The organism is Anaeromassilibacillus senegalensis (assembly GCF_001261775.1).
GTDB lineage: Bacteria > Bacillota > Clostridia > Oscillospirales > Acutalibacteraceae > Anaeromassilibacillus > Anaeromassilibacillus senegalensis.
The window spans coordinates 19129-42160 of sequence record NZ_LN868538.1 but is presented as its reverse complement, the minus strand read 5'-3'; the positions used below and the strand labels follow the sequence as shown (position 1 = coordinate 42160).

16 protein-coding genes are annotated in these 23032 nt (G+C 52.7%); 13 read left to right on the top strand and 3 right to left on the bottom strand.

Annotation, left to right across the window (positions count from 1 at the left end):
• Positions 1-5: 5 nt before the first annotated feature.
• Positions 6-1442, top strand: coding sequence for an N-acyl-D-amino-acid deacylase family protein (locus tag BN2106_RS10425; protein ID WP_074017513.1), 1437 nt, complete (start codon positions 6-8; stop codon positions 1440-1442).
• Between the two features lie 325 nt (positions 1443-1767).
• On the opposite strand, the gene BN2106_RS10420 is transcribed toward BN2106_RS10425, so the two are convergent.
• Positions 1768-7188, bottom strand: a complete 5421-nt coding sequence (locus BN2106_RS10420; RefSeq protein WP_050698534.1) for a TIM-barrel domain-containing protein — start codon at positions 7186-7188, stop codon at positions 1768-1770.
• Between the two features lie 655 nt (positions 7189-7843).
• Between BN2106_RS10420 and BN2106_RS10415 the strand changes: the two genes are divergently transcribed.
• Together BN2106_RS10415 and BN2106_RS10410 are read left to right on the top strand one after the other, a co-directional pair.
• Entirely contained in the window at positions 7844-10018 is a 2175-nt protein-coding gene (locus tag BN2106_RS10415) for a DNA topoisomerase III (protein ID WP_050698533.1), read from the top strand.
• A gap of 121 nt (positions 10019-10139) precedes the next feature.
• Complete coding sequence (locus tag BN2106_RS10410) at positions 10140-10763, top strand: cytidylate kinase-like family protein (protein ID WP_050698532.1); 624 nt, start codon at positions 10140-10142, stop codon at positions 10761-10763.
• Between the two features lie 40 nt (positions 10764-10803).
• On the opposite strand, the gene BN2106_RS10405 is transcribed toward BN2106_RS10410, so the two are convergent.
• The gene (locus BN2106_RS10405; protein WP_050698531.1) at positions 10804-11373 is read right to left on the bottom strand and encodes a uracil-DNA glycosylase; all 570 of its coding nucleotides are present in this window, start codon (positions 11371-11373) and stop codon (positions 10804-10806) included.
• A 166-nt stretch (positions 11374-11539) separates the two neighbouring features.
• Here BN2106_RS10405 and BN2106_RS10400 point away from each other — a divergent pair, with 166 nt between their 5' ends.
• The 3 genes from BN2106_RS10400 (at position 11540) to pdxT (ending at position 13850) form a co-directional block, all read left to right on the top strand.
• Positions 11540-12109, top strand: coding sequence for a phosphate propanoyltransferase (locus BN2106_RS10400; protein ID WP_050698530.1), 570 nt, complete (start codon positions 11540-11542; stop codon positions 12107-12109).
• A 284-nt stretch (positions 12110-12393) separates the two neighbouring features.
• Positions 12394-13269, top strand: a complete 876-nt coding sequence (pdxS, locus tag BN2106_RS10395; RefSeq protein WP_050698529.1) for a pyridoxal 5'-phosphate synthase lyase subunit PdxS — start codon at positions 12394-12396, stop codon at positions 13267-13269.
• The gene (gene pdxT, locus BN2106_RS10390; protein WP_050698528.1) at positions 13269-13850 is read left to right on the top strand and encodes a pyridoxal 5'-phosphate synthase glutaminase subunit PdxT; all 582 of its coding nucleotides are present in this window, start codon (positions 13269-13271) and stop codon (positions 13848-13850) included. The genes pdxS and pdxT overlap by 1 nt, the downstream gene beginning before the upstream one ends.
• Before the next feature lie 63 nt (positions 13851-13913).
• Here pdxT and BN2106_RS10385 read toward each other — a convergent pair whose 3' ends face one another.
• Positions 13914-15092, bottom strand: a complete 1179-nt coding sequence (locus tag BN2106_RS10385) for a DegT/DnrJ/EryC1/StrS family aminotransferase (RefSeq protein ID WP_050698527.1) — start codon at positions 15090-15092, stop codon at positions 13914-13916.
• 256 nt (positions 15093-15348) lie between these two features.
• On the opposite strand from BN2106_RS10385, the gene BN2106_RS10380 reads away from it, so the two are divergent.
• From BN2106_RS10380 to BN2106_RS10350, 7 genes are all read left to right on the top strand, one after another.
• Positions 15349-15936 carry an acyltransferase gene (locus BN2106_RS10380; protein ID WP_050698526.1) on the top strand — a complete coding sequence of 196 codons (588 nt, stop codon included), beginning with the start codon at positions 15349-15351 and terminating at the stop codon, positions 15934-15936.
• Positions 15937-17076: a DegT/DnrJ/EryC1/StrS family aminotransferase gene (locus BN2106_RS10375; protein ID WP_082236465.1), complete on the top strand. Its 1140-nt coding sequence runs from the start codon at positions 15937-15939 to the stop codon at positions 17074-17076.
• A 25-nt stretch (positions 17077-17101) separates the two neighbouring features.
• The gene (locus tag BN2106_RS10370; RefSeq protein WP_050698525.1) at positions 17102-18421 is read left to right on the top strand and encodes a nucleotide sugar dehydrogenase; all 1320 of its coding nucleotides are present in this window, start codon (positions 17102-17104) and stop codon (positions 18419-18421) included.
• A gap of 104 nt (positions 18422-18525) precedes the next feature.
• A complete protein-coding gene (locus BN2106_RS10365) occupies positions 18526-19632 on the top strand; it encodes a Gfo/Idh/MocA family protein (protein ID WP_050698524.1) in 1107 nt (368 codons plus the stop codon).
• Positions 19633-19635: 3 nt separating this feature from the next.
• Positions 19636-20718 carry a non-hydrolyzing UDP-N-acetylglucosamine 2-epimerase gene (gene wecB, locus BN2106_RS10360; protein WP_050698523.1) on the top strand — a complete coding sequence of 361 codons (1083 nt, stop codon included), beginning with the start codon at positions 19636-19638 and terminating at the stop codon, positions 20716-20718.
• Between the two features lie 6 nt (positions 20719-20724).
• Complete coding sequence (locus tag BN2106_RS10355; protein ID WP_050698522.1) at positions 20725-21975, top strand: glycosyltransferase family 4 protein; 1251 nt, start codon at positions 20725-20727, stop codon at positions 21973-21975.
• A 452-nt stretch (positions 21976-22427) separates the two neighbouring features.
• Positions 22428-22790 (top strand): VOC family protein, encoded by a 363-nt coding sequence (locus BN2106_RS10350; protein ID WP_050698521.1) that lies wholly within the window; start codon positions 22428-22430, stop codon positions 22788-22790.
• Positions 22791-23032: the final 242 nt, after the last annotated feature.

Here is a 23032-nt window from a genome sequence, read left to right as displayed (position 1 = left end):
GGTCCATGCTGGACCTTGTTATCCGCGGCGGATTGGTGGCGGATACTGAGCACCGTACGTTCCTGCCGTTGCAGATTGGCATTAAAGACGGAATCATCGCCGCGCTTTCTAAAGAACCGCTGCATGGCAAACGGGAAATTTGTGCGGAGGGCCTGCTCGTTTCTCCGGGCTTTATCGACGTACACGGTCATGTGGATGGCGATGACTATGCGGGGGAGCTTTCCGTCTGCCAGGGGATCACTACGACGGTAGGCGGCAACTGTGGTCTCAGCCCGGTGGACATGAAAGCCTTTTTTGCAGAACAGGAGCAAAAAGGCTTTGCTGTCAACCAGGTGGAGCTGGTGGGCCACTCATTTTCCCTGCGCAAGGCGGTCGGTTTGGAGGACGTGTATGAAAAGGCGAGCGATGCGCAGATTGCACGGATGAAGCGTCTGGCATACCAGGCTCTGCAGGATGGCGCCTGTGGGGTTTCCTTTGGGCTGGATTATTCGCCCGGCGCGTCACTGAAGGAGATTGAAGCGCTGGCGGAAGTCAGTGCTTCGTTTGGACGCATTGTTCCCGTGCATACCCGTCTTTTCACGCTGTATGATCTGTCCTCTCTGTATGAGATGCTGTATATCGCGCGTAAAACCGGTGCGCGGCTGCTGTTTTCCCATTTTGTATATCAATATGGGGAGGGCATTATGCGGGAGGCGCTGGACATTGTGGACCGTGCCCGGCAGGACGGCCTTTGGGTCCGCATCGACAGCGGCCTGTATACAGAGTGGGCAACCTATGCGGGTACAGCAACTTTCGATGAGCAGACCATTCGGGATAACGAGCTGCGCTTTGGCGATATGCTGGTGGCGACCGGTCCCCACATGGGGCAGTGGCTGGACGAGGCGCTGTACCGAAAGGTGCGGGAGCAGGAACCGGATGAGTCGATCATTTGCTTTACCGGGCAAAAAGAGGAGATCTATGAAGCGCTCCGAAAGGACTACGCAATGCCCTCTACCGATATCGGCGCGTACCGGAAGGGGGAGGGGCATCCGCAAATAGCCGGCTCCTTTCCAAAATTTATCCGGGAGATGGTGCGGGAACGGGGAGAGCTCACCATGGAAGAGGCAATTTACAAAGCGACTCTGTTGCCCGCGCGGACGTTTTCACTGCCTGATAAGGGGAGAATCGCTGTGGGCGCGGACGCCGATCTGGTCATATTTGATCCGCAGGCGATCGCAGATACCGCGGCGTTCCCGGATCGCGGCCAGCCGGATGCAAAACCAGTTGGGATTGAGCATGTTCTGGTCAATGGGGAATTTGCCGTGGAATCCGGCGTGTTCTGCGGAACGCGGAGCGGAAAAGTCCTGCGGGCCAGTGGAAAGAGCCGGTCCGGCGGTCGAAGAGCTGCCGGTGCAAAGACAGGATTTGTCAAGGCCGCATCCTTTCGAAAACCGGAATTGTGATATGGCAGGTAAAGGAACCGCTGGTTTGACAATCCTGCGACAGCTGACAAAGAACAATCATTTCATAGTCATAGAGAAAAGGCGAACACCTGCACACGAATTGCGGATGTTCGCCTTTCTTTTTAAAACGAGAGCAGTGCAGAATTGTATTTTATGATGATGAACCTCTTGTGACAGGTGTACAGTAAAAACGGATTTATTTAAAAACCGGCTTGTCTCCGATGCATTCAAGATAAGAGAAACCCGCCGAGCGCATCCATTTTCGGATGTGCCCGGCGGGTTCTTTATACGAGGTGATAGATTCGCTTTTCCGATGGGAACCGGATTACGCAACCTTCACGGTGCAGTGCATCTGTGCGCTCTGGCCGTTCAGTGTGGTGTAAACGCCGGTGCTCTCGCCCGGTGTGCCGACCGCATAGACCTTGTAGTAGAAGTCGTTGCCGATGCGGGACACGAACTGCGTCTTGAGGACACTGCCGTTTCCTACGGTGAAGCTCGGGACCAAACCGCTGCCGTTGACAACGGTCATCTTAAAGGTATATACGCTGCCTCTGTTCAACGTGATAACGCCGTTCGTATCGCTGCGTACACTTGCAGCCGCGCTCTGGCTGGCGGAGACAATACCCGCGGTGCCATAGGCGTTGCTGGTGTTTCTGGTGGAGTTGCTGCTCTTCTTGGACGGTTTGGTATCCGGTTTCGGATCCGGCTTATTGTTGTTCTTCGCGTCCTCAACCGCTTTCAGCGCGGTCTGCATGGCAGCGACTGCCGTTTTCACGTCATCCTCAGTCGCATTTTCGTCCGCCAGAACTGCCTTTGCCTGGCTCATCGCCTGCGCAAGCTGGTTCACAACAGCTGCCGGAACGTTGGTTGTGCTGGTGCTTTCACCCTCTGCGACCAGATCCTTGAGCGCATCTTTGTTCGGGATGACGCGCAGGTCCATCATTGCCGCAATCAGCTCGTCGACCTTTTCAATCACGGCTGCCTGGGTTGCGTTTGCATCCTCCAGCAGAGCCTTCGCCGAAGCGAGAACCTCACGGAAGGTTTTCATTGCGTCGTCGTCAAAGTACTTGCTCTGATCGATTGCTTCGCCGTTTGCAATGGCTCCCTCCAGCTGGGTGGTATCCGCACGCTCTACCAGGTCGTTCAGTGCTTTGTAAAGAGCGTCAACCGCCGCCTGAATGTCGGCTTCCAGTACGTCTGCGTCGTCCATCAGGTCCGCCGCGTCTGCATAAGCCTTGTCCAGAACCGCCAAGCTGTTTGGCGTGTACATGTCGCGATCGATCATCTCTGCCAGCTGCATCGGGGCTTCCAGCTTTGTCTTGTCGCCCGCAACAAAGCTCAGATAATGCAGTGCGTCGATCAGTTCGCTCCAGGCGTCGTTGATCTCTGCCTGTGTGGCAGCCTTGTTTGCCTCTGCTGCCTTCGCCGCCTTCAGAGCCGCCTCGTACTTCTTCTGTACGGAATCGACCGCCAGAGCGGCTTCATCTGCACAATCTTCCGCAACTGCAATGGTGCTGCGCAGGACCTGCTTATTCACCACGGTAAAGTCGAGATTGATCTCCGTGTTCTCGTTCGGCATTACCGTTTTGAGAATGTACTCGTTGACATTAAAGTCTTCACCAATTGCGACAGCCTCGCCATTCACGGTGACGCCTGCAATCTCTCTGCCCTCAATTGCCGGGGCAAAGCTGAAGGCCATTGCGGTGTCTGCCATCACGACGTTCTTGTAGGAGCCGATCAGGTTTGCGAGCTTCTGCTCTTCACCGTCGATGGACATCTTCACATTTTTCGGGAAGTTTACTGTCAGCATATGCTCGGCAGGCTCTACCGCGGGCTGATTCAGAGTTGCAGCCACGAAGGAAACGTTGCCGCCGTTTGCTTCGATTAACTCGTAGCGAACATACAGGGTGCTTTCTTCTTTTGCCTTCAGGTTGATGGTAACTGTGGTGTAGAAATTGGTATCCAGATTGCCGAACTCATAGCTCTGATTTTCGGTCAAACCGGATGCATCGTAGACGGTGAGTCTGCCTCTGCCCTTCCAGCCGCCGAGATAGAGCGTCAGAATCTTCTCTTCCGGACCCGCTTTTGCCTTGACGGTGAAATCACTGCCTACCTTGCTCTGCTGTAGGCCGGTGATCAGATCGGTTGCTTCCTTGTCCGGCGTGCCGTCCGACCAGCTGAACGCAGTCCGATGGTCGTTGAAGCCAACAAGGGTGGAGGAAGTGGTCAGGACAAGCTGCTCTTCGTCGACCGCCTTGCGGTTGATGTCGGAGGTTGCCGCTCTGCCAAGGTGGATCCAGTCGAGGTTACCCTCTTCTGTGAGGTTGCGCTTCTCCGGATACTTGTCTGTTACGTCGACCGTGCGCTCCACAGCCTTGTTGACGTCGTCTCCCGGATCCGCGTTCGGGTCGCGGAGCGCCGCCGCCGCAAAGGTGATGTTGCTGCCGCTGGTCTTCGTGTAGCGGACCACCAGCTCCGTGCCGGTTTCGGAGGTCATGTCGATGGTAACCTTGCGGTAGTAGGACTTGCTTTCATCACCGAAGGTATAGGTGTCGATTACAGTGTCAGCCGATTTATCAAAGATTTCCAACTTGGCATTGCTCTTCCAGCCGCCAATGAACAGGATCAACTGTTTTTCCTCTTCCGTCGCCTTAACATTGAATTCAAAGCTGGCGTCGGTATCAAAGATGACCGAACCATTGCGGGTTTCATTTACGGTTTGGATCGGCGTGCCGTCCGAATAGCTGAAGCTTGTGCAATAGTCGTTAAAGCCGCCCATACTGCGCGCATTTTGCTTCAGGAAGGTAATCTGCGGGACAGTGCTGTCTTTTCTGATCGTCTGTCTGGCGTCCGACACATTGGTCTGAATCCAATCAAGGTTGCCGAGGGAGCTCAGGTCCACCACGTACGGCATTTCACTGCTGACGTCAATGGTGCGTTCCACCGGCAGCTTGTAGCTGTCGTAGACAACGGCTTTGTCATAATCCAGGTTCGGAATTTCCGGATCGACCGCATTGTCAAATGTGGCGATCAGCTTCATGGCTTCATAAACATTGCCGGATACTTCCACTTCGTAAACAGTGCCGTCATTGGCGCCGCCGTCGATTTCAAACGGCATCGCGCTGGTATCCTGCGCAACCGCTGTGAAGTTGAGGGTCTGTCCATCTGCGGTGGTTACGCTCTGCAGATCGCCCCAGCCCTCCGGCTGATGAATGCGAACGGTCCAATCGCGGTTGTCAAAGCAGCGGTCGCCGTCAAAGGTTCCCTTTGCCACGCCAATGTCGATGACGGTCTTGCCGTCTTCAAACTTGGTGGACAGCTCGGTGGTACGGAATTTGCCTTCCGTGTAATCGTTGGAGATGGTATCGTCTTCATACAGGGTGGTGGTGTCACTGTTGCGGGTGGACGGGTAAACGTCCAGCGTCATGTGGCTCCAATCCTTCTCCTTCGTGGTCATCATTTCGTCGGCCAACGGGAGGATCGCACCCTTCTTGATGTACATGGGGGTTTCGCTGATCGGTGCTTCCACTTCGATGCTGCGCGGGCCGTAAACCGTCTCGCCGTTGAACAGATCGATCCATTCGCCTTCCGGAATCCAAACGGTTCTGGTGCAAATGGTCTCTTCCTGCTCATCATCTACGACGTACTGCATTTTGCAGATGGCTTTGTCGGTTTTCTCATAGTACTCATAGCGCACGTTATAGGTTTCGCCAGCCTTCAGGACACCATCGGAAGTTTTGACGGTGGTGGACTGATCCTTCCAGGAATCGACGAACAACTCGTCGTTGATGTAGATGCGGGCGCCGTCGTCGCTGCAGGTTTGCAGTTTCACGTCCTTGTCACCGATGGTGATGGTGCCCGTGTAGCGGATGCTGAAGTTGTCCGAATTGATGCCGTTTACCGGGCTTCCGGTTCCCCAGTCATAATCGATGTTGGGAACCGTCTGGGTAAGGACCGGCTCGCCGTTCAGGCTGTAGTTGTTGAAGTACTCCGCCTTCAGGCCCTTTTGGCCGTCGGGAGTCTTCAGCCATTCGGCGGGAACCGCCGGATCACCGTTGTTGGAATCGGTGATGGTCGGCGCAATCAGAATATCGTCGCCAAGCAGGTACTGGTCGTTCCTTGCGGCGCTTGCATATTCCGGATAATAGAAGTCCAGTCTCCGGACCAGCGGCATACCGGTCTCATAAGTTTCATGAGAGAGGTTGTAGAAGGTCGGGAGCAGGCGGTAACGCATGTTGACGTAATCGCGGATGATATTCAAAGCTTCTTCGCCCTTCACCCACGGCATACGGCCCTCTTCCACATCGCCTACCCAAGAGCAGTGCGGGCGGTAGATCGGGGAAAGCGTGCCGTACTGCATCCATTTGACATACTCGTCCGCGCTCATCGCGTTGGAGGAAGTCTGATGGGTACCGACGTCCACGCTGACATACGGAAGGCCGCCGAGCGCGCCGTATTTCACAGCGAACTCCAGTTCATTATACAGCGTTTCCTGATGGCCGCCGGTATCGCCGGTCCAGGTCACCGCATAACGGTGCTGCCCAACGTTCGGGGCGCAGATTTCAGCGCCGTTGGAGGTACCGTCGATGTTGCTCATCATAAAGAGACGGCGGTCCGGATATACAGCCTTCTGTGCGTCCGCATAAAGCGCCGCGCCGATGGTTTCATGTGTAAAGCCCTCCGGCGGCACGATGGTTGTAGACCAGTTGCGGTCATACCACCAGGCGTCCAGACCCATGTCCAGCAATCTGGTCAGATTATCATAACGATACTGGATTTCCTGCGGGATAATCGCACTGTTCTGTTTGCCGTTATCCTTCGTCGGTTCCGGATGGTCGTTAAAGATGATGTCGACATTCTTCTCGTGCGCTCTCTTCAGGAAGTCTTTCATATCCGGGAAGAGGTCCGTGTTGATATCGTAACCGATACCGCCGGTTCCGGCGCTTCTCCAGTCCGTATCGATGACGAGGTTGTCGAGCGGGACCTGATAGGTTTCGTGGTAGTCCGCGATCTGCTGCATGGCTTCCGCGTCGTCGTACTGATAGTAACGGCTGTCCCATGCGCCAAAGGTGGACAGGGGGAGCATCTCGGTCTGGCCGGTCAGCTTCACAAAGTCTTTGCGCACCTGTGTGCTGCTGCCCTGCGGCAAGAACACGTACATATCCGGCGCGTCGTTGCTCTGGTCAAAGCCGTTTGTGTCGCGGTTTTCGATGTTTTCATCCGGCTGCGGGGTAAAGCCCCATTCCGGAACGGTCATTCTGGGATTGTCGCCCAGTTCCCAGGACATGACGTTTTCGCCCGGGTCTGGCAGATAGACTTTGCTTCCCGGCAGGCCCTTGTATTTCCAGATCAGACGACCTTCTTTATCACTGATGGTGATGCCGGAAAGATCCTCCGCGTCTGCGGGTACAATGATGTCAAAAACGCTTGTGCTTAAAATAACAGTGCCATTTTCTTCCTTGCGGGTGACTTCGGTTCCTTCCCATTGGTCGCGGCTGGGAATATGGAAGGTTGTACGATCTTCAAACCCTTTGGGACCTTTTTCCTCCAAACGCACAACTGTGGGGGACAGAACCTGCACACGTACGTTGCTGATGATCTCGGACGCATATCCTTGCGCATTCATCTCAACGGCAACCGCGCGGCTCTCTTCCTTTGCGGATGCGAGGGTCATCGGCATGGAGCTGGACAAAAGGACCGTTGCACAGAGCACCAGGCTTAAAATCCGGTTCTTATTCCTTTTCATTTTTTTCTCTCCCTTTTTTAACACTCGGTGGAATACAGAAACGTTTTTGCATCGGCGCAAAAGGAACCGCCTTTTACACCAATTTTCCAGATGCGGAGACAGCTGCACCTGATTCGGCGCGATACGGTACGCATTTCCCCATCGCCGGCAACCAGAACAAACTGTTCATATAAAACTGCATATCCTCTCCTTTCTGGTCTGTTTTAGAACTTGGAATATTTTTATATCCAATCGAAAATCGGGCGGTAAACCCCCTTTTTAATACCAGGATTGAATATAAACAATATTTCTAAATTTAGTTAAACCATATATAAAATATAACCAAAATAGAGAATGTATGTCAATGGAATAAATTGTGATCATCTAAATTATTTTGCTGTTTTATTTAAATGAAGCGCATTTACAGCAATTTTTTGCGGCTCATCTCATTTTTTAGGTAGGTATAGTTTTTTACTGCAATGTTTACGAATAAGAATTTCCGAATGTGACGCTTATTGCAGAATAGGGCTGTCTCATCCATAATCGAAAAGGGAGCGTTAAAAAAGGAGTTGACTCATTTATGCGGATTTTGTAATTTTTATCGGTTAAAAAGGTCCCGCTGTGCGTCATTCTGTGCTATACTATACAAAAATACGCGTAAAGCGAGGACGTTTATATGGCGAAAACATTGGTGCTGGCGGAAAAACCATCTGTCGGCAGAGAATTGGCGCGGGTGCTGGGCTGCCGGCAGTCTTCCGGCGGGTATCTGTCCGGCCCGCAATATATCGTTACCTGGGCGTTAGGGCATCTGGTGGAGCTGGCGGAACCGGAGGCTTACGGGGACCAATATAAGACCTGGAGCATGGAGACACTGCCCATGCTGCCGGAGAAAATGGAATTGAAAGTCATTTCGGAGACGACCAAACAGTACGGCGTGGTGAAAAAGCTGCTGCACAGCCCGGAGGTCGGTTCTCTGATCATTGCGACAGACGCGGGACGGGAAGGCGAGCTGGTGGCGCGCTGGATTCTGGAAAAGGCCGGTTTTCACAAGCCGATCAAGCGCCTGTGGATTTCCTCCCAGACGGATAAGGCCATCCGGGAGGGATTTGCCAAACTGCGGGACGGCAGGGACTATTATAATCTGTATATGTCCGCGCAGTCGCGCGCAGAGGCGGACTGGCTGGTCGGCCTGAATGTCACGCGTGCGCTCACCTGCAAGTTTAACGCGCAGCTTTCCGCGGGGCGCGTACAAACGCCAACCCTGGCGCTGATCGTGCAGCGGGAAGAAGAAATCCGCAAATTTGTGCCGAAGGACTATTATACGGTCAAGGTGGATTTGGGCAAGTTCTTCGCAGCGTGGCACGACCCCAAAAATCAGACGGGCATTTTTGACAAGGAAAAAGCGGAAGCCATTGCGCAGAAAATCAAGGGCAAGACGTTTAAGATTACAGAGATCAAAAAGACCTTTGGATCCACGCCGCCGCCGATGCTTTATGACTTAACGGAGCTGCAACGCGATGCGAACAAGCTGTACCAGTATTCTCCCAAGCAGACGCTGAACATCATGCAGCGGCTCTATGAGATGCACAAGGCGCTGACCTACCCGCGTACGGATTCCCGGTATCTGACAGCGGATATTGTGCCGACGCTGCAGGAGCGGCTGCGTGCGGTGAACCATGGCGAGTTTTCTCCGATCGTCGGAGAAATTTTCCGCACCCGGAAGAGCATTTCGCATAACTGTGTCAACAACGCGAAAGTGACGGATCACCACGCGATCATTCCAACAGAAGAACAGGTTAACCTGATGAGCCTGAACCTGGAGGAAAAACGTATTTATTCGCTGGTGGTAAAGCGTTTTCTGACCTGTTTTTACCCAAGCTACGACTATAAAAAAATCCGCATTGAGCTGACGGCGGAAGGAGAGCGCTTCTCGGCCTCCGGACGCGAAATTCTTGAGCTGGGCTGGAAAAAAGTGACAACCGCACAGGAAGAGGACGAAGAAGAAGCGGTGGAACAGGTGCTTCCAAACCTGAAACAGGGCGACGTCTTCCCGTGCAGAAATGTACAGCTGAAAACGCTGAAGACCGCTCCTCCCGCTCGGTACACGGAGGCGACGCTGCTTTCCGCAATGGAAAATCCCTCCCGTTTTATCGAGGACAGGGCAATGAAGGAATACATAGGGGGTGGATTGGGAACGCCCGCCACCCGCGCGGACATTATTGAGAAGCTTTTCACCTCTTTTTATGTGGAGAAGAAAGGCAATTCGCTGGTGCCGACGTCAAAGGGCATGCAGCTGATCAACCTGGTCCCGCCGGATCTAAAGGAACCCCTGTTGACAGCCAAATGGGAAAAGCGGCTGGAAGGGATCAGCAAGGGCGCGGAAAACAAGAATGTCTTTATCAAAGAGATAAAAGGGTATGCGTCTTCTCTGGTGAAAACTGTTTCTGCCAGCGAAGCAAAATATGTGCATGAAAACCTGACGCAGGAGGTCTGTCCGGATTGTGGCAAACGGTTGCTGATGGTCAACAGCAAAAAGGGCAAAATGCTGGTCTGTCAGGACCGCACCTGCGGGTACCGGCGCAATGTGGTGGTGGAAACACGCGTCCGCTGCCCCAACTGTCACAAGTTTATGGAACTCTTTGGCGAAGGAGAAAAGAAGACCTTTGTCTGCCGCTGCGGCTTCCGTTCCAAGGCGGATAAATTGTTTGCCAATAAGGACAAAGACGCGAAAGCCAGCAAACGGGATGTACAGCAATACCTAGACAGCCAGAATAAGAAAAAGGAAGAAGGCGTCAGCGCATTTGCCGCCGCATGGGCGAAAAGCCTGGAAGAGGCAAAGAAGAAAAAATAACCTCCGGTATGGATTAATCAAATAATAATCCAGGCGATCCTTGCTATTTTCTGTGCGATATTCTATAATAATAGCGGAGCGGGAAAGGATAGAATCGCTCTGAAGTGAGGGAGGTATTTTGATGAAACAATATGTGATAACGGTGGCGCGCGGATACGGCAGCGGCGGTAAAACCATCGGCAAAATGCTGGCGGAGGATTTGGGCGTCCACTATTACGATATGGAGCTGTTGCGGCTGGCTTCCGATGAAAGCGGCATCAACGAGCAGCTTTTTGCAAAGGCGGATGAAAAGTTGAAAACACCGCTGTTGTTTAAAAACCGCAAAAGCGTTTATACTGGGGAAATCATCCCGCCGGACAGCGAGGATTTTGTTTCCGATCAAAACCTGTTCAACTATCAGGCAAAGGTGATTCAGGATTTGGCGGAGAAAGAATCCTGTGTTATCATCGGACGTTGCGCGGACTATATCCTGCGGGATCGTGCCAATGTTGTCCGCGTGTATGTACATGCGCCGTTTGACTACTGCGTGGAGAAGACAATGGAAGTCCATCAGAATATGGATGAAGAGGAAGCGAAAAAATATATTCGCAAGATGGATAAGCGCCGCGGTGATTATTACCGGTATTTTACCGGACGCGACTGGCGCAACGCCGACAATTATGACTTGTGCCTCAACAGCAGCGATTTAGGCTGGGAAAAATGTGTGGCACTGGTGAAAGCGTATATGGAAATTAAATTGGCATAATAAAAAGGCGGAACCACGCGGTTCCGCCTTTTCAGCTTTGTTATATTTCCAGACCAAGCTCGTCCATCTTTTCGCGCAGTTTGATGAAATCGTCAAACGCATCCGGTTTGTTGTGCGGATTGCGCAGCAATGCGGCCGGATGGAGTGTGGCCATCATCCAGACGCCGTTTTTTTCTGTGAAAACGCCGTGTTCTTTGGTAATTTTAAAATCGGGCCGAATGAGCTTCATGGCGGCGATGCGCCCCAGGCAGACAATGATCTTCGGTTTGATCAGGTAGACCTGGTTGCGCAGCCATTCAATACAGGTTTCCTGTTCCTCCGGCAGCGGATCGCGGTTATGCGGAGGCCTGCATTTGACGATATTGGCGATGTATATATTTTTATGGCGGTCCAGATCGACGGCAGCAAGCATCTTATCCAGCAATTGCCCGCTGCGTCCCACAAACGGTTCGCCCTTCAGGTCCTCCTGTTCGCCGGGCCCCTCTCCAATGAATAAAACCTTGGAATTTTTATTTCCCACGCCAAATACCAGATTGGTGCGCCCCTCGCAGAGGCCGCATTTCTGGCAGCTCATACAAACGGGTTCCAGTTCTTCCCATGTCTGATACATTTCCTCATCTCCTTTTGATGCAATGTGTACAGTATAGCATAAAATGTTCTGCCGGAAAAGACAGGAATTCCGTTGAAATTTCCTACATTCTGCGGTACAATAACGATAGTACACCGCCTGTTTGTACAATGGGAGGCAAAATTTAAAGAAGTAGGGAGACAATATTATGAAAATTATGGTTGAAACCTCCGCGCGCCATGTGCATTTGACGCAGGAAGATTTGGATACATTGTTTGGAAAGGGGTATGAGTTGACGCCGAAAAAAGCGCTTTCTCAGCCGGGCCAATTTGCCTGTGAAGAGAAGGTCGAGGTTGTCGGCCCCAGAGGCTCTTTGAAAATGTCCATCCTGGGCCCGATCCGCCCGGAGACACAGGTTGAAGTGGCAAAGACGGACGCCCGTGCGCTGGGAATTGACGCGCCGCTGCGCATGTCTGCCGATTTGGAGGGCACGCCCGGCTGCAAAATCATTGGACCGAAGGCGGAAATTACCATCGATAAGGGCGTAATTGTTGCAAAGCGCCATGCGCATTTCCCGCCCGATGACGCGGTGGCGTTTGGTGTGACGGACGGAGAGGCAATTCAGATCAAACTGGGGTATAACGGCCGTTCCCTGATTTTAGGTGACGTGATCGCGCGCGTCAGCAAGACTGCTGGTTTGGCGGTCCACATCGACACGGATGAGGCGAACGCGGCGGGCCTGACCGGAACAGTCGACGGAGATGTGATCGTAGGTTAATAAAGGCTGATTTTTCACTGGAGTGAAGAAGAGAAAGAGGAAGCCATGCGGAAATGCGCCGCATGGCTTCTTTATTTGCCAAACTGTCCTGGTTAAATAGATTAAAATTGGCCATTGTGTAAGAGACAGATCGCTTTATAATAGAGAATAGAAACGGTTTTCCGTTTAGGTCTTGTCTTGTTCATGAACGACGCAAGTGAAAAGAGCACAACACGCCATCCAAACAAATTTATGGAAATGGCTTGGTTGTGGTACAAAAATGAACCGGACAGGAGGAAATCATTATGCAGGAAAACAGATATGAACTCAATAAACAGCTGGCGCAGATGCTCAAGGGTGGTGTGATCATGGATGTCACCACACCGGAACAGGCAAAGATCGCGGAGCGGGCGGGGGCTTGCGCCGTGATGGCCCTGGAGCGTATCCCGGCGGATATCCGCGCTGCGGGCGGCGTGTCCAGAATGAGCGACCCCAAAATGATCAAGGGCATTCAGCAGGCGGTTTCCATTCCCGTGATGGCAAAATGCCGTATTGGGCATTTCGCGGAAGCGCAAATTCTGGAAGCGATCGAGATCGATTACATAGACGAAAGCGAAGTGCTTTCCCCGGCGGACGACGTTCACCACATCGATAAGACAAAGTTCCGGGTGCCGTTTGTCTGCGGTGCAAAGGATTTGGGGGAAGCGATGCGCCGCATTGCGGAGGGCGCGTCGATGATTCGCACCAAAGGGGAGCCGGGCACGGGTGATATTGTGCAGGCGGTCCGCCATATGCGCAAAATGAATGCGGAAATTGCCCGTTTGACCTCCATGCGTGAAGAAGAGTTGTATGAAGCCGCCAAGAACTTGCAGGTTCCGTATCATCTGGTGCAGTTTGTTCATCAGAACGGCAGGTTGCCGGTGGTCAATTTTGCAGCTGGCGGTGTGGCGACGCCCGCGGATGCGGCACTGATGATGCAGCTGGGCGCGGAGGGCGTGTTTGTCGGTTCCGGCATCTTTAAATCGGGAGATCCGGAGAAACGTGCTGCGGCGATTGTTAAAGCGGTGACCAATTATCAAAATCCGGCGATGCTGGCAGCGCTTTCTGAAGATCTGGGAGAAGCAATGGTTGGCATCAATGAACAGGAAATTGAAGTGTTCATGGCAGAAAGAGGCCGGTAATGCGCATCGGTGTGTTGGCGGTCCAGGGTGCGTTTGTAGAGCATGAGGCCATGTTCCATCAGCTGGGCGCGGAGGTTTTTGAAATCCGCCAAAAGCGGGATTTGGACCGGCCGTTTGACGGGCTGGTGCTCCCCGGAGGGGAAAGCACGGTGATGAAAAAATTGCTGCGGGAACTGGACCTGCTGGAACCGCTCAGGAGGAAGATAGAGGATGGAATGCCTGTTCTGGCGACCTGTGCCGGACTGATCCTGTTGGCGGAGCAATTGACCGACGGAGAACCGCCCTGTTTTGCAACGCTGCCGGTCACGGTCAGGCGGAACGCCTATGGACGCCAGTTGGGCAGCTTTTCACAGGAGGCGGATGTGCAGGGGATCGGCTCGTTTCCGATGGTGTTTATCCGCGCGCCATATGTCGAAACGATACAGAACGGGGTGGAAGTGTTGGCGACTGTACAGGAAAAAATAGTTGCGGTGTGCTATCAGAATCAAATTGGCCTGGCGTTTCATCCGGAGCTGTCCGGCAGGCCGGACCTGCACCGTTTCTTTCTGAAACGAGTGGAACAATATCAAAAGCAAGCGTAAAAAACGCGGCCCTTACCGGTTAGGCAGGGCCGCGTTTTTTTACAATATACGGTTCTGTTTCATTTATTTGTGGAACTTTTCCACAATGTCTGTTACAGCAGCAATTACATAATTTACCTGCTCATCCGTCATGGTGGGGTAGAGCGGCAGAGAGATGATCCGTTCAAAATGCTTCTGGGTCATCGGGAAGTCGCTTTCCTGATAGCCGAATCGGTTTTTATAAGCCGACATATAGTGCACCGGAATGAAATGTACGCTGGTGCCCACGTTCCGTTCATTGAGCTCCACAATGAACTGGTCGCGGTCGATGGTCAGCAGCTCCGGTACAATGCGCAGGACATACAGATGCCAGCAGTGCGTGGCGTAATCAGGAACGAACGGCGGGTCAAGTGCGTCGATCTTACCAAAGGCCTCCTGGTATCTTGCGGCGATCTGTAATCTTGCCGCCTGCATTTCCTCCATGCGGGAAAGCTGTACCAGGCCCAGCGCCGCCTGTAAATCGAACATGTTGTACTTGAAGCCGGGCTCCGCGATGTCGTATTTCCAGGTGCCGCCTTTTGCATAGCGGTTCCATGCATTGTGGCTCATCCCCTGGCCGACCAGGATACGTGCCTTTGCATCGATTTTATCATCGTCGGTGACCAGCATACCGCCGTCTCCGGTACACAGATTTTTGGTGGCATAGAAGCTGTAGCAGGCGGCCCCGGGCAGCTTGTTGCCGATCAAACGGCCCTTGTAACGGCTCCAGAGCGCGTGTGCCGCATCTTCGCTGACAAACAGGCCGTGCTGATCGGCAATATCATAAATACGGTCCAGGTCGCAGACCTGCCCACTATAGTGAACAGGAACGATTGCTTTGGTTTTCGGGGTGATTTTCTGTTCAATTTCTTCCGGATCAATGCAGCCGGTGCGATAATCGATATCTGCAAAGACGGGCGTAGCGCCGGTGTGGAGAATGGTATTTGCGGTGGACGCAAACGTCATCGGGGTGGTAATGACTTCATCCCCCGGGCCGATGTCCTGCGTCATCAAAGCCACATGCAGCGCCGCGGTGCAGGAGTTGACGGCTACCGCGTGCTTCGCCCCCAAATATGCGGCGAATTCCTTTTCAAAGCGGTTGGTGCGCGGGCCTTTTGCGATCCAGCCGGATTTCAGGGTATCCACCACCTCGTTGATTTCCGCGTCTGTGATGTCCGGAACATTATAGGGAATGAAATCTTCCCTTTTTTTAAAATTGCTCATGCATGTTTAGCCTCGTTTTCATTCAAAATTGGCGTTTGCCAGCCTTGCGCCTGCAAATCGCCGTATACGGTTTTAACAATATTTATGGATAAATCATAATACGATTGATATTTATTGTCAACACTAATTGTATGCCGAAAGATTGACTAAAAAGGGCCATAGAGATATAATGTAGTGGAATAAATTGTGAAAGGAAACTGTCAAATTGCATCATAATGGCGGTTTCTTTTTGTGATCATAGAAAAGGGGCATTTGTGTGGCAGATACCAGCAGCGGTGCGTTTTTTGCGCATCCCAGCGCCTGCGTGGACGAAGGCGCGCGGATTGGGGAAGGGACAAAAGTGTGGCATTTCTGTCACATCAGCCGCGATACCGTCATAGGCCGGAACTGTACGTTGGGCCAGAATGTCTTTGTGGCGCCGAACGTCAAAATCGGGAACTTCTGCAAAATTCAGAACAACGTTTCGGTTTACGACGGCGTGGAATTGGGTGATTACGTGTTCTGCGGGCCGTCCATGGTGTTTACCAATGTGCAGCGGCCGCGGTGCAAATATCCGCAGACCGGACATGCATTCTATGTGCGCACACCGATCGGCGAGGGCGCCAGCATCGGCGCAAACGCGACCATCGTCTGTGGCCACCGGATCGGAAAGCATGCGTTTATCGCGGCGGGCAGCGTGGTAACCAGGGACGTCCCCAATCATGCGATCATGATGGGCGTGCCTGCGAGACAGCACGGCTGGGCCTGTGAATGCGGTGAAGCGCTGGACGGGTCTCTGGTTTGCCCTAAGTGTGAGAGACGCTACATTCAAGGCCCGGATGGCCTTGAGGAGGAAAACAGATAGATGAAAAAAATTCAGTTTAATGACCTGGCGGCGCAGTACGCGCATCTGAAAAAGGAAATTGACGCAGGAATGGCAGATGTACTGAACGGCTGTCATTTTATATCCGGACCGCACGTGGAACAGCTGGAAAAGGAGCTGTGCGCCTACACGGGGATGAAATACTGTGTGACGGTTTCCAGCGGTACGGATGCTTTATTGATGCCCCTGATGGCAAAGAATATCCACGAGGGGGACGCGGTTTTTGTGCCGGGCTTTACCTTCTTTGCAACGGCGGAGGTAGTGAGCCTGACAGGCGCGACGCCGGTCTTCTGTGATATTGACCCGGAAACCTTTATGATGGATCCGGAATCCCTGAGCAGCCAGATTGAAAGGGTGCTGCGGGAGGGAAAGCTCACCCCCAAAGCGGTGATCCCTGTGGACCTGTTCGGTGAGCCTGCGGATTATCCGGCAATTGAGAAAATTTGCAGGGAACACGGCCTCTTTGTTATGGAGGACGCCGCGCAGGGCTTTGGCGGCGCAATCAATGGAAAACGTGCCTGCTGCTTTGGTGATGTATCGGCCACCAGCTTTTTCCCGGCAAAGGTACTGGGCTGCTACGGTGACGGCGGCGCGATTTTTACAAACGACGAGGAGATGTACCAGGCGCTGATTTCCATTCGTGTGCATGGCAAAGGCTCCTATAAATATGAAAATGTCCGATTGGGGTTGAATGCACGGCTGGATACCCTGCAGGCGGCGATTCTGATTCCAAAGCTCCATGCGCTGGATGAGGAGATCAAAGTCCGCAATGCGATGGCGGACCGCTATGCGGAGCGGCTGCGGGGAATTGTGGAGCCGCAGCGCATCCTGGATGGATATTTTTCCAGCTTTGGGTATTATACCGTTAAGGCAAAGGACGCTGCTCAGCGAGAGATCATTTTGACTGCTTTGAAGGAGCAGGGAATTCCCTCCATGATCTATTATCCCATTCCGCTGCACTTACAGAAGGTTTATGCGCCGCTGGGGTATCAAAAGGGCGACCTGCCCATTTGCGAGGACCTGTGTGACCGGGTGTTCAGCCTGCCGATGCACGGCTATCTGACCCGGGAAGAAGTCGATCAAATCTGCGATGTGATTCAAAAAACCGTCGCGAATCAATAAATATGAAATAAGGTAGGTATGAAGGATGTCTGATGTGAAAAAGCAAATGCTGGATAAAATTGCGGACAAGACCGCGGTAATCGGAATTGTCGGCCTTGGCTATGTGGGACTGCCGCTTGCGACAGAATTTGCGAAATCCGGTTACAAGACCATTGGTTTCGATGTACAGGACGCAAAGGTACAGTCCGTCAACGAGGGGCACAATTACATCGGCGACATTGTGGATGATGTGTTTAAAGCAGTCGTGGAATCCGGCAAGCTTTCCGCTACCTCCGATTTCTCATTCATCAAGGATGTGGACGCAGTCGCCATTTGCGTGCCGACGCCGCTGGACAAGTACCAGCAGCCGGACATCAGCTATGTGAAGGGTTCCACGGAGTCCGTGGCAAAGTACATGCATCCGGGCATGCTGATCGTTTTGGAATCCACTACCTATCCGGGTACGACGGAGGAGTTGCTCCAGCCGATTCTGGAGGCGAGCGGCCTGAAATGCCAGAAGGACTTTTATCTGGCGTTTTCTCCGGAGCGCGTGGACCCCGGCAATAAGCAGTATAAGACGAAGAATACGCCGAAGGTCATCGGCGGCGTAGGCAAGGATTCCACCGAGGTGGCGGCCGAGCTGTACCGCAATGTGCTGGAGGGCGGCGTTCATGAGGTGTCCTCCCCGGCGGTCGCTGAGATGGAGAAGCTGTTGGAAAATACCTACCGCAACATCAATATCGGCCTGGCAAATGAAATGGCGATCATCTGCAACCGCATGGGAATCAATGTCTGGGAGGTCATCGATGCGGCAAAAACAAAGCCGTACGGCTTTCAGGCGTTTTATCCGGGCCCGGGCCTGGGCGGCCATTGCATTCCGCTCGATCCGTTTTATCTGGCCTGGAAGGCGCGCGAGTTTGATTACCATACCCGCCTGATTGAGACATCCGGCGAGATCAACACCGCAATGCCGGAGTATGTTGTCGACCGCGCCATGAAGGTGCTGAACAAAAATAAGGTTGCCATGAACGGCGCGAAGGTGCTGGTGCTTGGCGTGGCCTATAAGCCGGACATCGACGACTACCGCGAAAGCCCGGCGCTGAACGTGATCGACCGCCTGAATGAACAGGGGGCGGTGACCACTTTTTACGACCCGTATATCCCGGAATATAAACACAAGGGCGCCGTGCATACCGGCGCAAAGGAATTGACCGACGCCATGCTGCAGGAGGCGGACATTGCGATCATCTGCACCGACCATGCGTGTTTTGATTACGACCGCATCCAAAAGCTGAGCAAAGAGGTTTTTGATACCAGAAACGCAATGAAGAACGTTGCGGATCGTTCCAATATTGAACTGCTTTAATTTTCTTTGTCTGGAATCCCCCCGTTTCACACAACGGGGGGATTTTGCGGAGTATATCGGGATGAGAAAGCCTGTGAAATATTACTGAAAAAAGGATGTTAGTGATGAAAAAACTTCGTTTTGCTTTGATCGGCTGCGGCCGTATTTCCAAGAATCATATTGTCGCCACGGCGAAAAATACGGAGCTTTGTGAGTTGGCAGCGGTTTGCGATCCGGTTGCGGAGCGCGCGGAACAAAAAGCGGCTGAATATGAGGAGCTGATGGGTGTCCGTCCGACAGTCTATACGGACTATAAAAAGATGCTGGAGCAGACGGATGTGGACTGCTGTGCCATTGCGACGGAGAGCGGTTACCATGCAGCCATTGCGCTGGACTGCATCCGCGCGGACAAAAACGTGCTGATTGAAAAACCGATGGCGCTTTCCACCGCAGACGCGGAACAGATGATTCAGGAGGCGAAGGAGCACGGCGTCACCCTCGGCGTTTGTCATCAGAACCGGTTTAACGATCCGATCCAGCAGCTGCATTGCGCACTGGAGGACGGGCGCTTTGGCAAACTGGTCAACGGAACCGCGCGGGTTCTCTGGAACCGCACCATGCCGTACTATCAACAGGCGCCGTGGCGCGGTACATGGGCGCAGGACGGCGGAACCTTGATGAACCAGTGCATTCACAATATCGATCTGCTGCAGTGGAGTCTCGGCGGCGAGCCGGACACGGTGATGGCAATGACGGGCAATTTCCTGCGCGATATACAGGCGGAAGACTTTGGCGCAATTTTGATCCGCTTTAAAAATGGCGCAATTGGCATTGTAGAGGGCACCGCCTGTGTGTATCCGAAGAATTTGGAGGAGACGCTCTCCGTCTTTGGCGAGACGGGTGCAGCGGTCATTGGGGGCCTGGCGGTCAACCGGGTGGAAACCTGGAAGTTTGCCGAGCCGGCGCCGCAGGATGAAGAGGTTGCTCAGCTGGTCGGCACGGATCCCAAAAACGTCTACGGAAGCGGCCACACGGCGCTCTATAAAAATTATATTGAGGCGGTCAACAGTGGAAAAGAGCCGTTGGTCAGCGGCGCGGAGGGCATGAAGGCGATGAAGATCATTCTGGCCGCATATCAGTCGCAGAAGACCGGCCTGCCGGTCAAATTTGATGGCCTGCAATTCTCCACATTGGACATGCAGGACGCCGATGTGCGCTACCAGAGAGGATAAAAGATGAAGATTGTTACAGTAGTCGGTGCAAGGCCGCAGTTTGTGAAGGCTTCGGTTGTCTCCGAGGCGCTGAAAAGCGTGTGTGAGGAAGTGCTGGTCCATACCGGACAGCATTACGATAAGAATATGTCCGACGTCTTTTTTGAAGAGCTTGGTATTCCGCGTCCGGCGTACAACCTGGGGGTTGGGTCCGGATCTCACGGACATCAGACCGGCGAGATGCTTATGAAGATTGAAGACGTGCTTTTGCAGGAAAAGCCCGATGTGATGCTGGTGTACGGGGATACCAATTCCACGCTGGCCGGCGCGCTGGCGGCCTCCAAGCTGCATATTCCCGTGGCGCATGTGGAAGCAGGCCTGCGTTCCTACAACATGCGTATGCCGGAGGAACAGAACCGCGTATTGACGGACCACATTTCCCAATGGCTGTTCTGCCCCACACAGACGGCGGCGGACAACCTGCAAAAAGAAGGCGTCACGCGCGGGGTAGAGATTACCGGGGACGTGATGCTCGATTCCGTCCTGCATTTTTTAGAGGTGGCGAAAAAGAATCCGCAGAAGACCGCTGTTTTTGCACAATTGGGCATTCAGCCGAAGCACTACCGCCTTGCGACCCTGCACCGCGCGGAGACGACGGACGGTGGACTGGAAGCAATTTTGCGTATTTTCCGTGCCTTTGAGCAGCTTCCGCAGCAGGTGGTGCTGCCGATTCATCCGCGCACCCGCCCACTCGCGGAGCGCGCGATTACAGAGGGCGGATTCCGCAATATCCAACTGATCGACCCGGTCGGGTATCTTGAGATGCTGCTCCTGACTTCCAACGCCTGCCAGGTGCTGACCGATTCCGGCGGCTTGCAGAAGGAGGCGTGGTTTATGGAGGTTCCCTGTGTCACTCTGCGCAGGGAAACCGAGTGGGTGGAGACGCTGGCGGGCGGCTGGAATGTTCTTGCGGACCTCACCACGGAAGATATTTTGCAAAAAGCGCTGCATACGCAGGTGGACGCGGCGGCGCGCGGCAGAATGCCGTTCGGCGATGGGAAGGCCAGCGAGAAGATTGCAAATGCTCTGAAAAAAGATGCGGAGTGATTCATTTTGAATATCATATATATCAACCATTACGCGGGCTCCGACCGACACGGCATGGAGTACCGGCCCTATTTTATGGCGAAACGCTGGGCGGAGGCGGGCCATCAGGTGACGATCGTTGCCAGCTCCTTTTCCCACCTGCGCACTAAAAATCCGGATATGCAGGGACAAAAGACCAAAGAGGAATGGTACAATGGCGTCCGCTATTTTTGGATTGACGGGCCGTCATATCAGGGAAACGGGCTGGGACGCATCAAAAATATGCTTTCATTCCTGCACGGGCTGAAAAAATACCGGGCCGAGATTGTCAAAGAGGGAAAAGCCGACGCGGTAATTGCCTCCTCCACCTATCCGTTGGATATTTACCCCGCGCGGAAGCTTACCCGTCAATACGGCGGCCTGCTGATCTATGAAGTGCACGACCTCTGGCCGCTCAGTCCAATCGAGCTGGGCGGAATGAACCCGCATCATCCGTATATCATGCTGATGCAGAAAGCAGAGAACGACTGCTACAAATACAGTGATTACGTGGTTTCCCTGTTGCCTTGTGCGGAGGCGCATATGAAGGAGCACGGCCTGGCAGACGGCAAATTCATTTATGTACCGAATGGAATTGTCAAAGAGGACTGGGAGCAGGAGCCGCACAATCCACCTGTTTATGCGGATATTTTGCAGAAGTATCATCGCGACGGCTGGTTCCTGATTGGCTATACAGGCGCGCACGGTATTGCCAACGGGCTGGACAGCCTGGTCGAAGCGGGCAGAGAGCTGCACGGAAAGAAGATCAAGCTGATTCTGGTGGGCCAGGGGCCGGAACGCGACCGTTTGACGCAAAAGGTGAAAGACCTTCACTTGGAGGAAAATGTGGAGCTGCTTCCCGCGGTCAAACGGGATGCGGTACCGGAGCTGCTGGCGCAATTTGACGCGTTATATGTTGGATTGCAGCGCCAGCCTTTGTTCCGCTTTGGCGTCAGCCCAAACAAGCTGATGGACTATATGATGGCAGGCAAGCCTGTGATCTTTGCCATTGATGCGGGTAACGACATGGTGGCTGACTCCGGCTGCGGTGTATCCATCGAGCCGGAAGACAGCGCTGCAATTGCGCTTGCCGCCGTACAGCTGGCTGACTTGCCAAAAGAAGAGTTGGAACAGATGGGCCGGCGCGGCAAAGCGTACATTTTGCAGCATCACGAGTATAATGTTCTGGCACAGCAGTTCCTGGATGTGTTTGCCTTACCCAAAAAAGAAAAAAAATGACCGGCCAACAGCAGGAACAGCGGCAGATCGCGTTCCTGCTGCTTTCATATCGCTTAGAAGTAAAAAATGCTCAAGTCCTCTCGAGTCCGGGATGCGTTTCGGTTAACCTGGCAGGAAAATGTTTTTGTTACGTTTAGAGATTGAAAACCTTATGATTTTTTTAATGTATATAGAAAGAATTGGCGGCAATAAAATCTTTAAAATTCTATGAAATTATCATTTTTGCTGTGTGTGATACGATCCTTTAAAGGGTAAAATGGAGTCCGAGCCAATAAGCAGGGCGATGAACAGTGGCGTGAAGGAATGGAATGAGCTGTTTGACCTTTCCATGTGCTGAAATTAGAATGATAAAATCTGGTTACATGTTTCTTGGCCTTGGGTGGACAAAGCGATCAGAAGAAGATTGTTTAAATTTTGTAATTAGACGAAACTGATTATGGGATGGTGAGAAGATGATAACAGGATACTACTGCACCAATATTTTTTCTGAGCAAGCGAAAGAACTGATTGCGTTTTATAGGGAAACGTTGGAAATACCCGTTATTAAAACCGATGATGATCATTCAAATGGGGTTTACTTTGGCTTTATAGAAAATACGCCCACCCTTTGTATATGGGATTGCAAAAAATGCAACGTACAGCCGACTGGACATCAATCCTTTGTATTTCAAACCAAAACGCTTGATTTAACAATGGAATGTTTAAAGAAAAAGGGGCTTTTTCTGCCCGAAGCCATTAAATACGATTGGGGAACTTACGAAGTTCGCTTAAGTGATCTTGACGGAAACGAGATAGTAATAGTTGAGTTTGTGTGATAGATGGTTTCTGTTTGTAGAGAGACTATGAGCACTTTGTGAAGTACGTCTTATTCTAAATAGAGCGTGCTTTCTCTTTCATCGTTCTTCCTAATAACAAGAAGGGTACAACGGTACACACGTTGGGGAGTTATCCCCTTTGAACGCCCGATGCGGAGGGAGTGATTCCTCTGATAAAAATAGTAGTTGCGTTTTCTAAATTCCTGAGTGGGGTCTGATTCATTTGGCAGAAAAGAACTTTC

What these genes read in the sequence shown, in the direction of transcription:
- BN2106_RS10400 (WP_050698530.1), top strand. Translation starts at nt 11,540, where the DNA reads ATGAAAATTATGGTTGAAACCTCCGCGCGCCATGTGCATTTGACGCAG.
- BN2106_RS10420 (WP_050698534.1), bottom strand. Translation starts at nt 7,188, where the DNA reads ATGAAAAGGAATAAGAACCGGATTTTAAGCCTGGTGCTCTGTGCAACG.
- BN2106_RS10410 (WP_050698532.1), top strand. Translation starts at nt 10,140, where the DNA reads ATGAAACAATATGTGATAACGGTGGCGCGCGGATACGGCAGCGGCGGT.
- BN2106_RS10415 (WP_050698533.1), top strand. Translation starts at nt 7,844, where the DNA reads ATGGCGAAAACATTGGTGCTGGCGGAAAAACCATCTGTCGGCAGAGAA.
- BN2106_RS10370 (WP_050698525.1), top strand. Translation starts at nt 17,102, where the DNA reads ATGTCTGATGTGAAAAAGCAAATGCTGGATAAAATTGCGGACAAGACC.
- BN2106_RS10365 (WP_050698524.1), top strand. Translation starts at nt 18,526, where the DNA reads ATGAAAAAACTTCGTTTTGCTTTGATCGGCTGCGGCCGTATTTCCAAG.
- pdxT (WP_050698528.1), top strand. Translation starts at nt 13,269, where the DNA reads ATGCGCATCGGTGTGTTGGCGGTCCAGGGTGCGTTTGTAGAGCATGAG.
- BN2106_RS10425 (WP_074017513.1), top strand. Translation starts at nt 6, where the DNA reads ATGCTGGACCTTGTTATCCGCGGCGGATTGGTGGCGGATACTGAGCAC.
- wecB (WP_050698523.1), top strand. Translation starts at nt 19,636, where the DNA reads ATGAAGATTGTTACAGTAGTCGGTGCAAGGCCGCAGTTTGTGAAGGCT.
- pdxS (WP_050698529.1), top strand. Translation starts at nt 12,394, where the DNA reads ATGCAGGAAAACAGATATGAACTCAATAAACAGCTGGCGCAGATGCTC.
- BN2106_RS10350 (WP_050698521.1), top strand. Translation starts at nt 22,428, where the DNA reads ATGATAACAGGATACTACTGCACCAATATTTTTTCTGAGCAAGCGAAA.
- BN2106_RS10385 (WP_050698527.1), bottom strand. Translation starts at nt 15,092, where the DNA reads ATGAGCAATTTTAAAAAAAGGGAAGATTTCATTCCCTATAATGTTCCG.
- BN2106_RS10405 (WP_050698531.1), bottom strand. Translation starts at nt 11,373, where the DNA reads ATGTATCAGACATGGGAAGAACTGGAACCCGTTTGTATGAGCTGCCAG.
- BN2106_RS10375 (WP_082236465.1), top strand. Translation starts at nt 15,937, where the DNA reads ATGAAAAAAATTCAGTTTAATGACCTGGCGGCGCAGTACGCGCATCTG.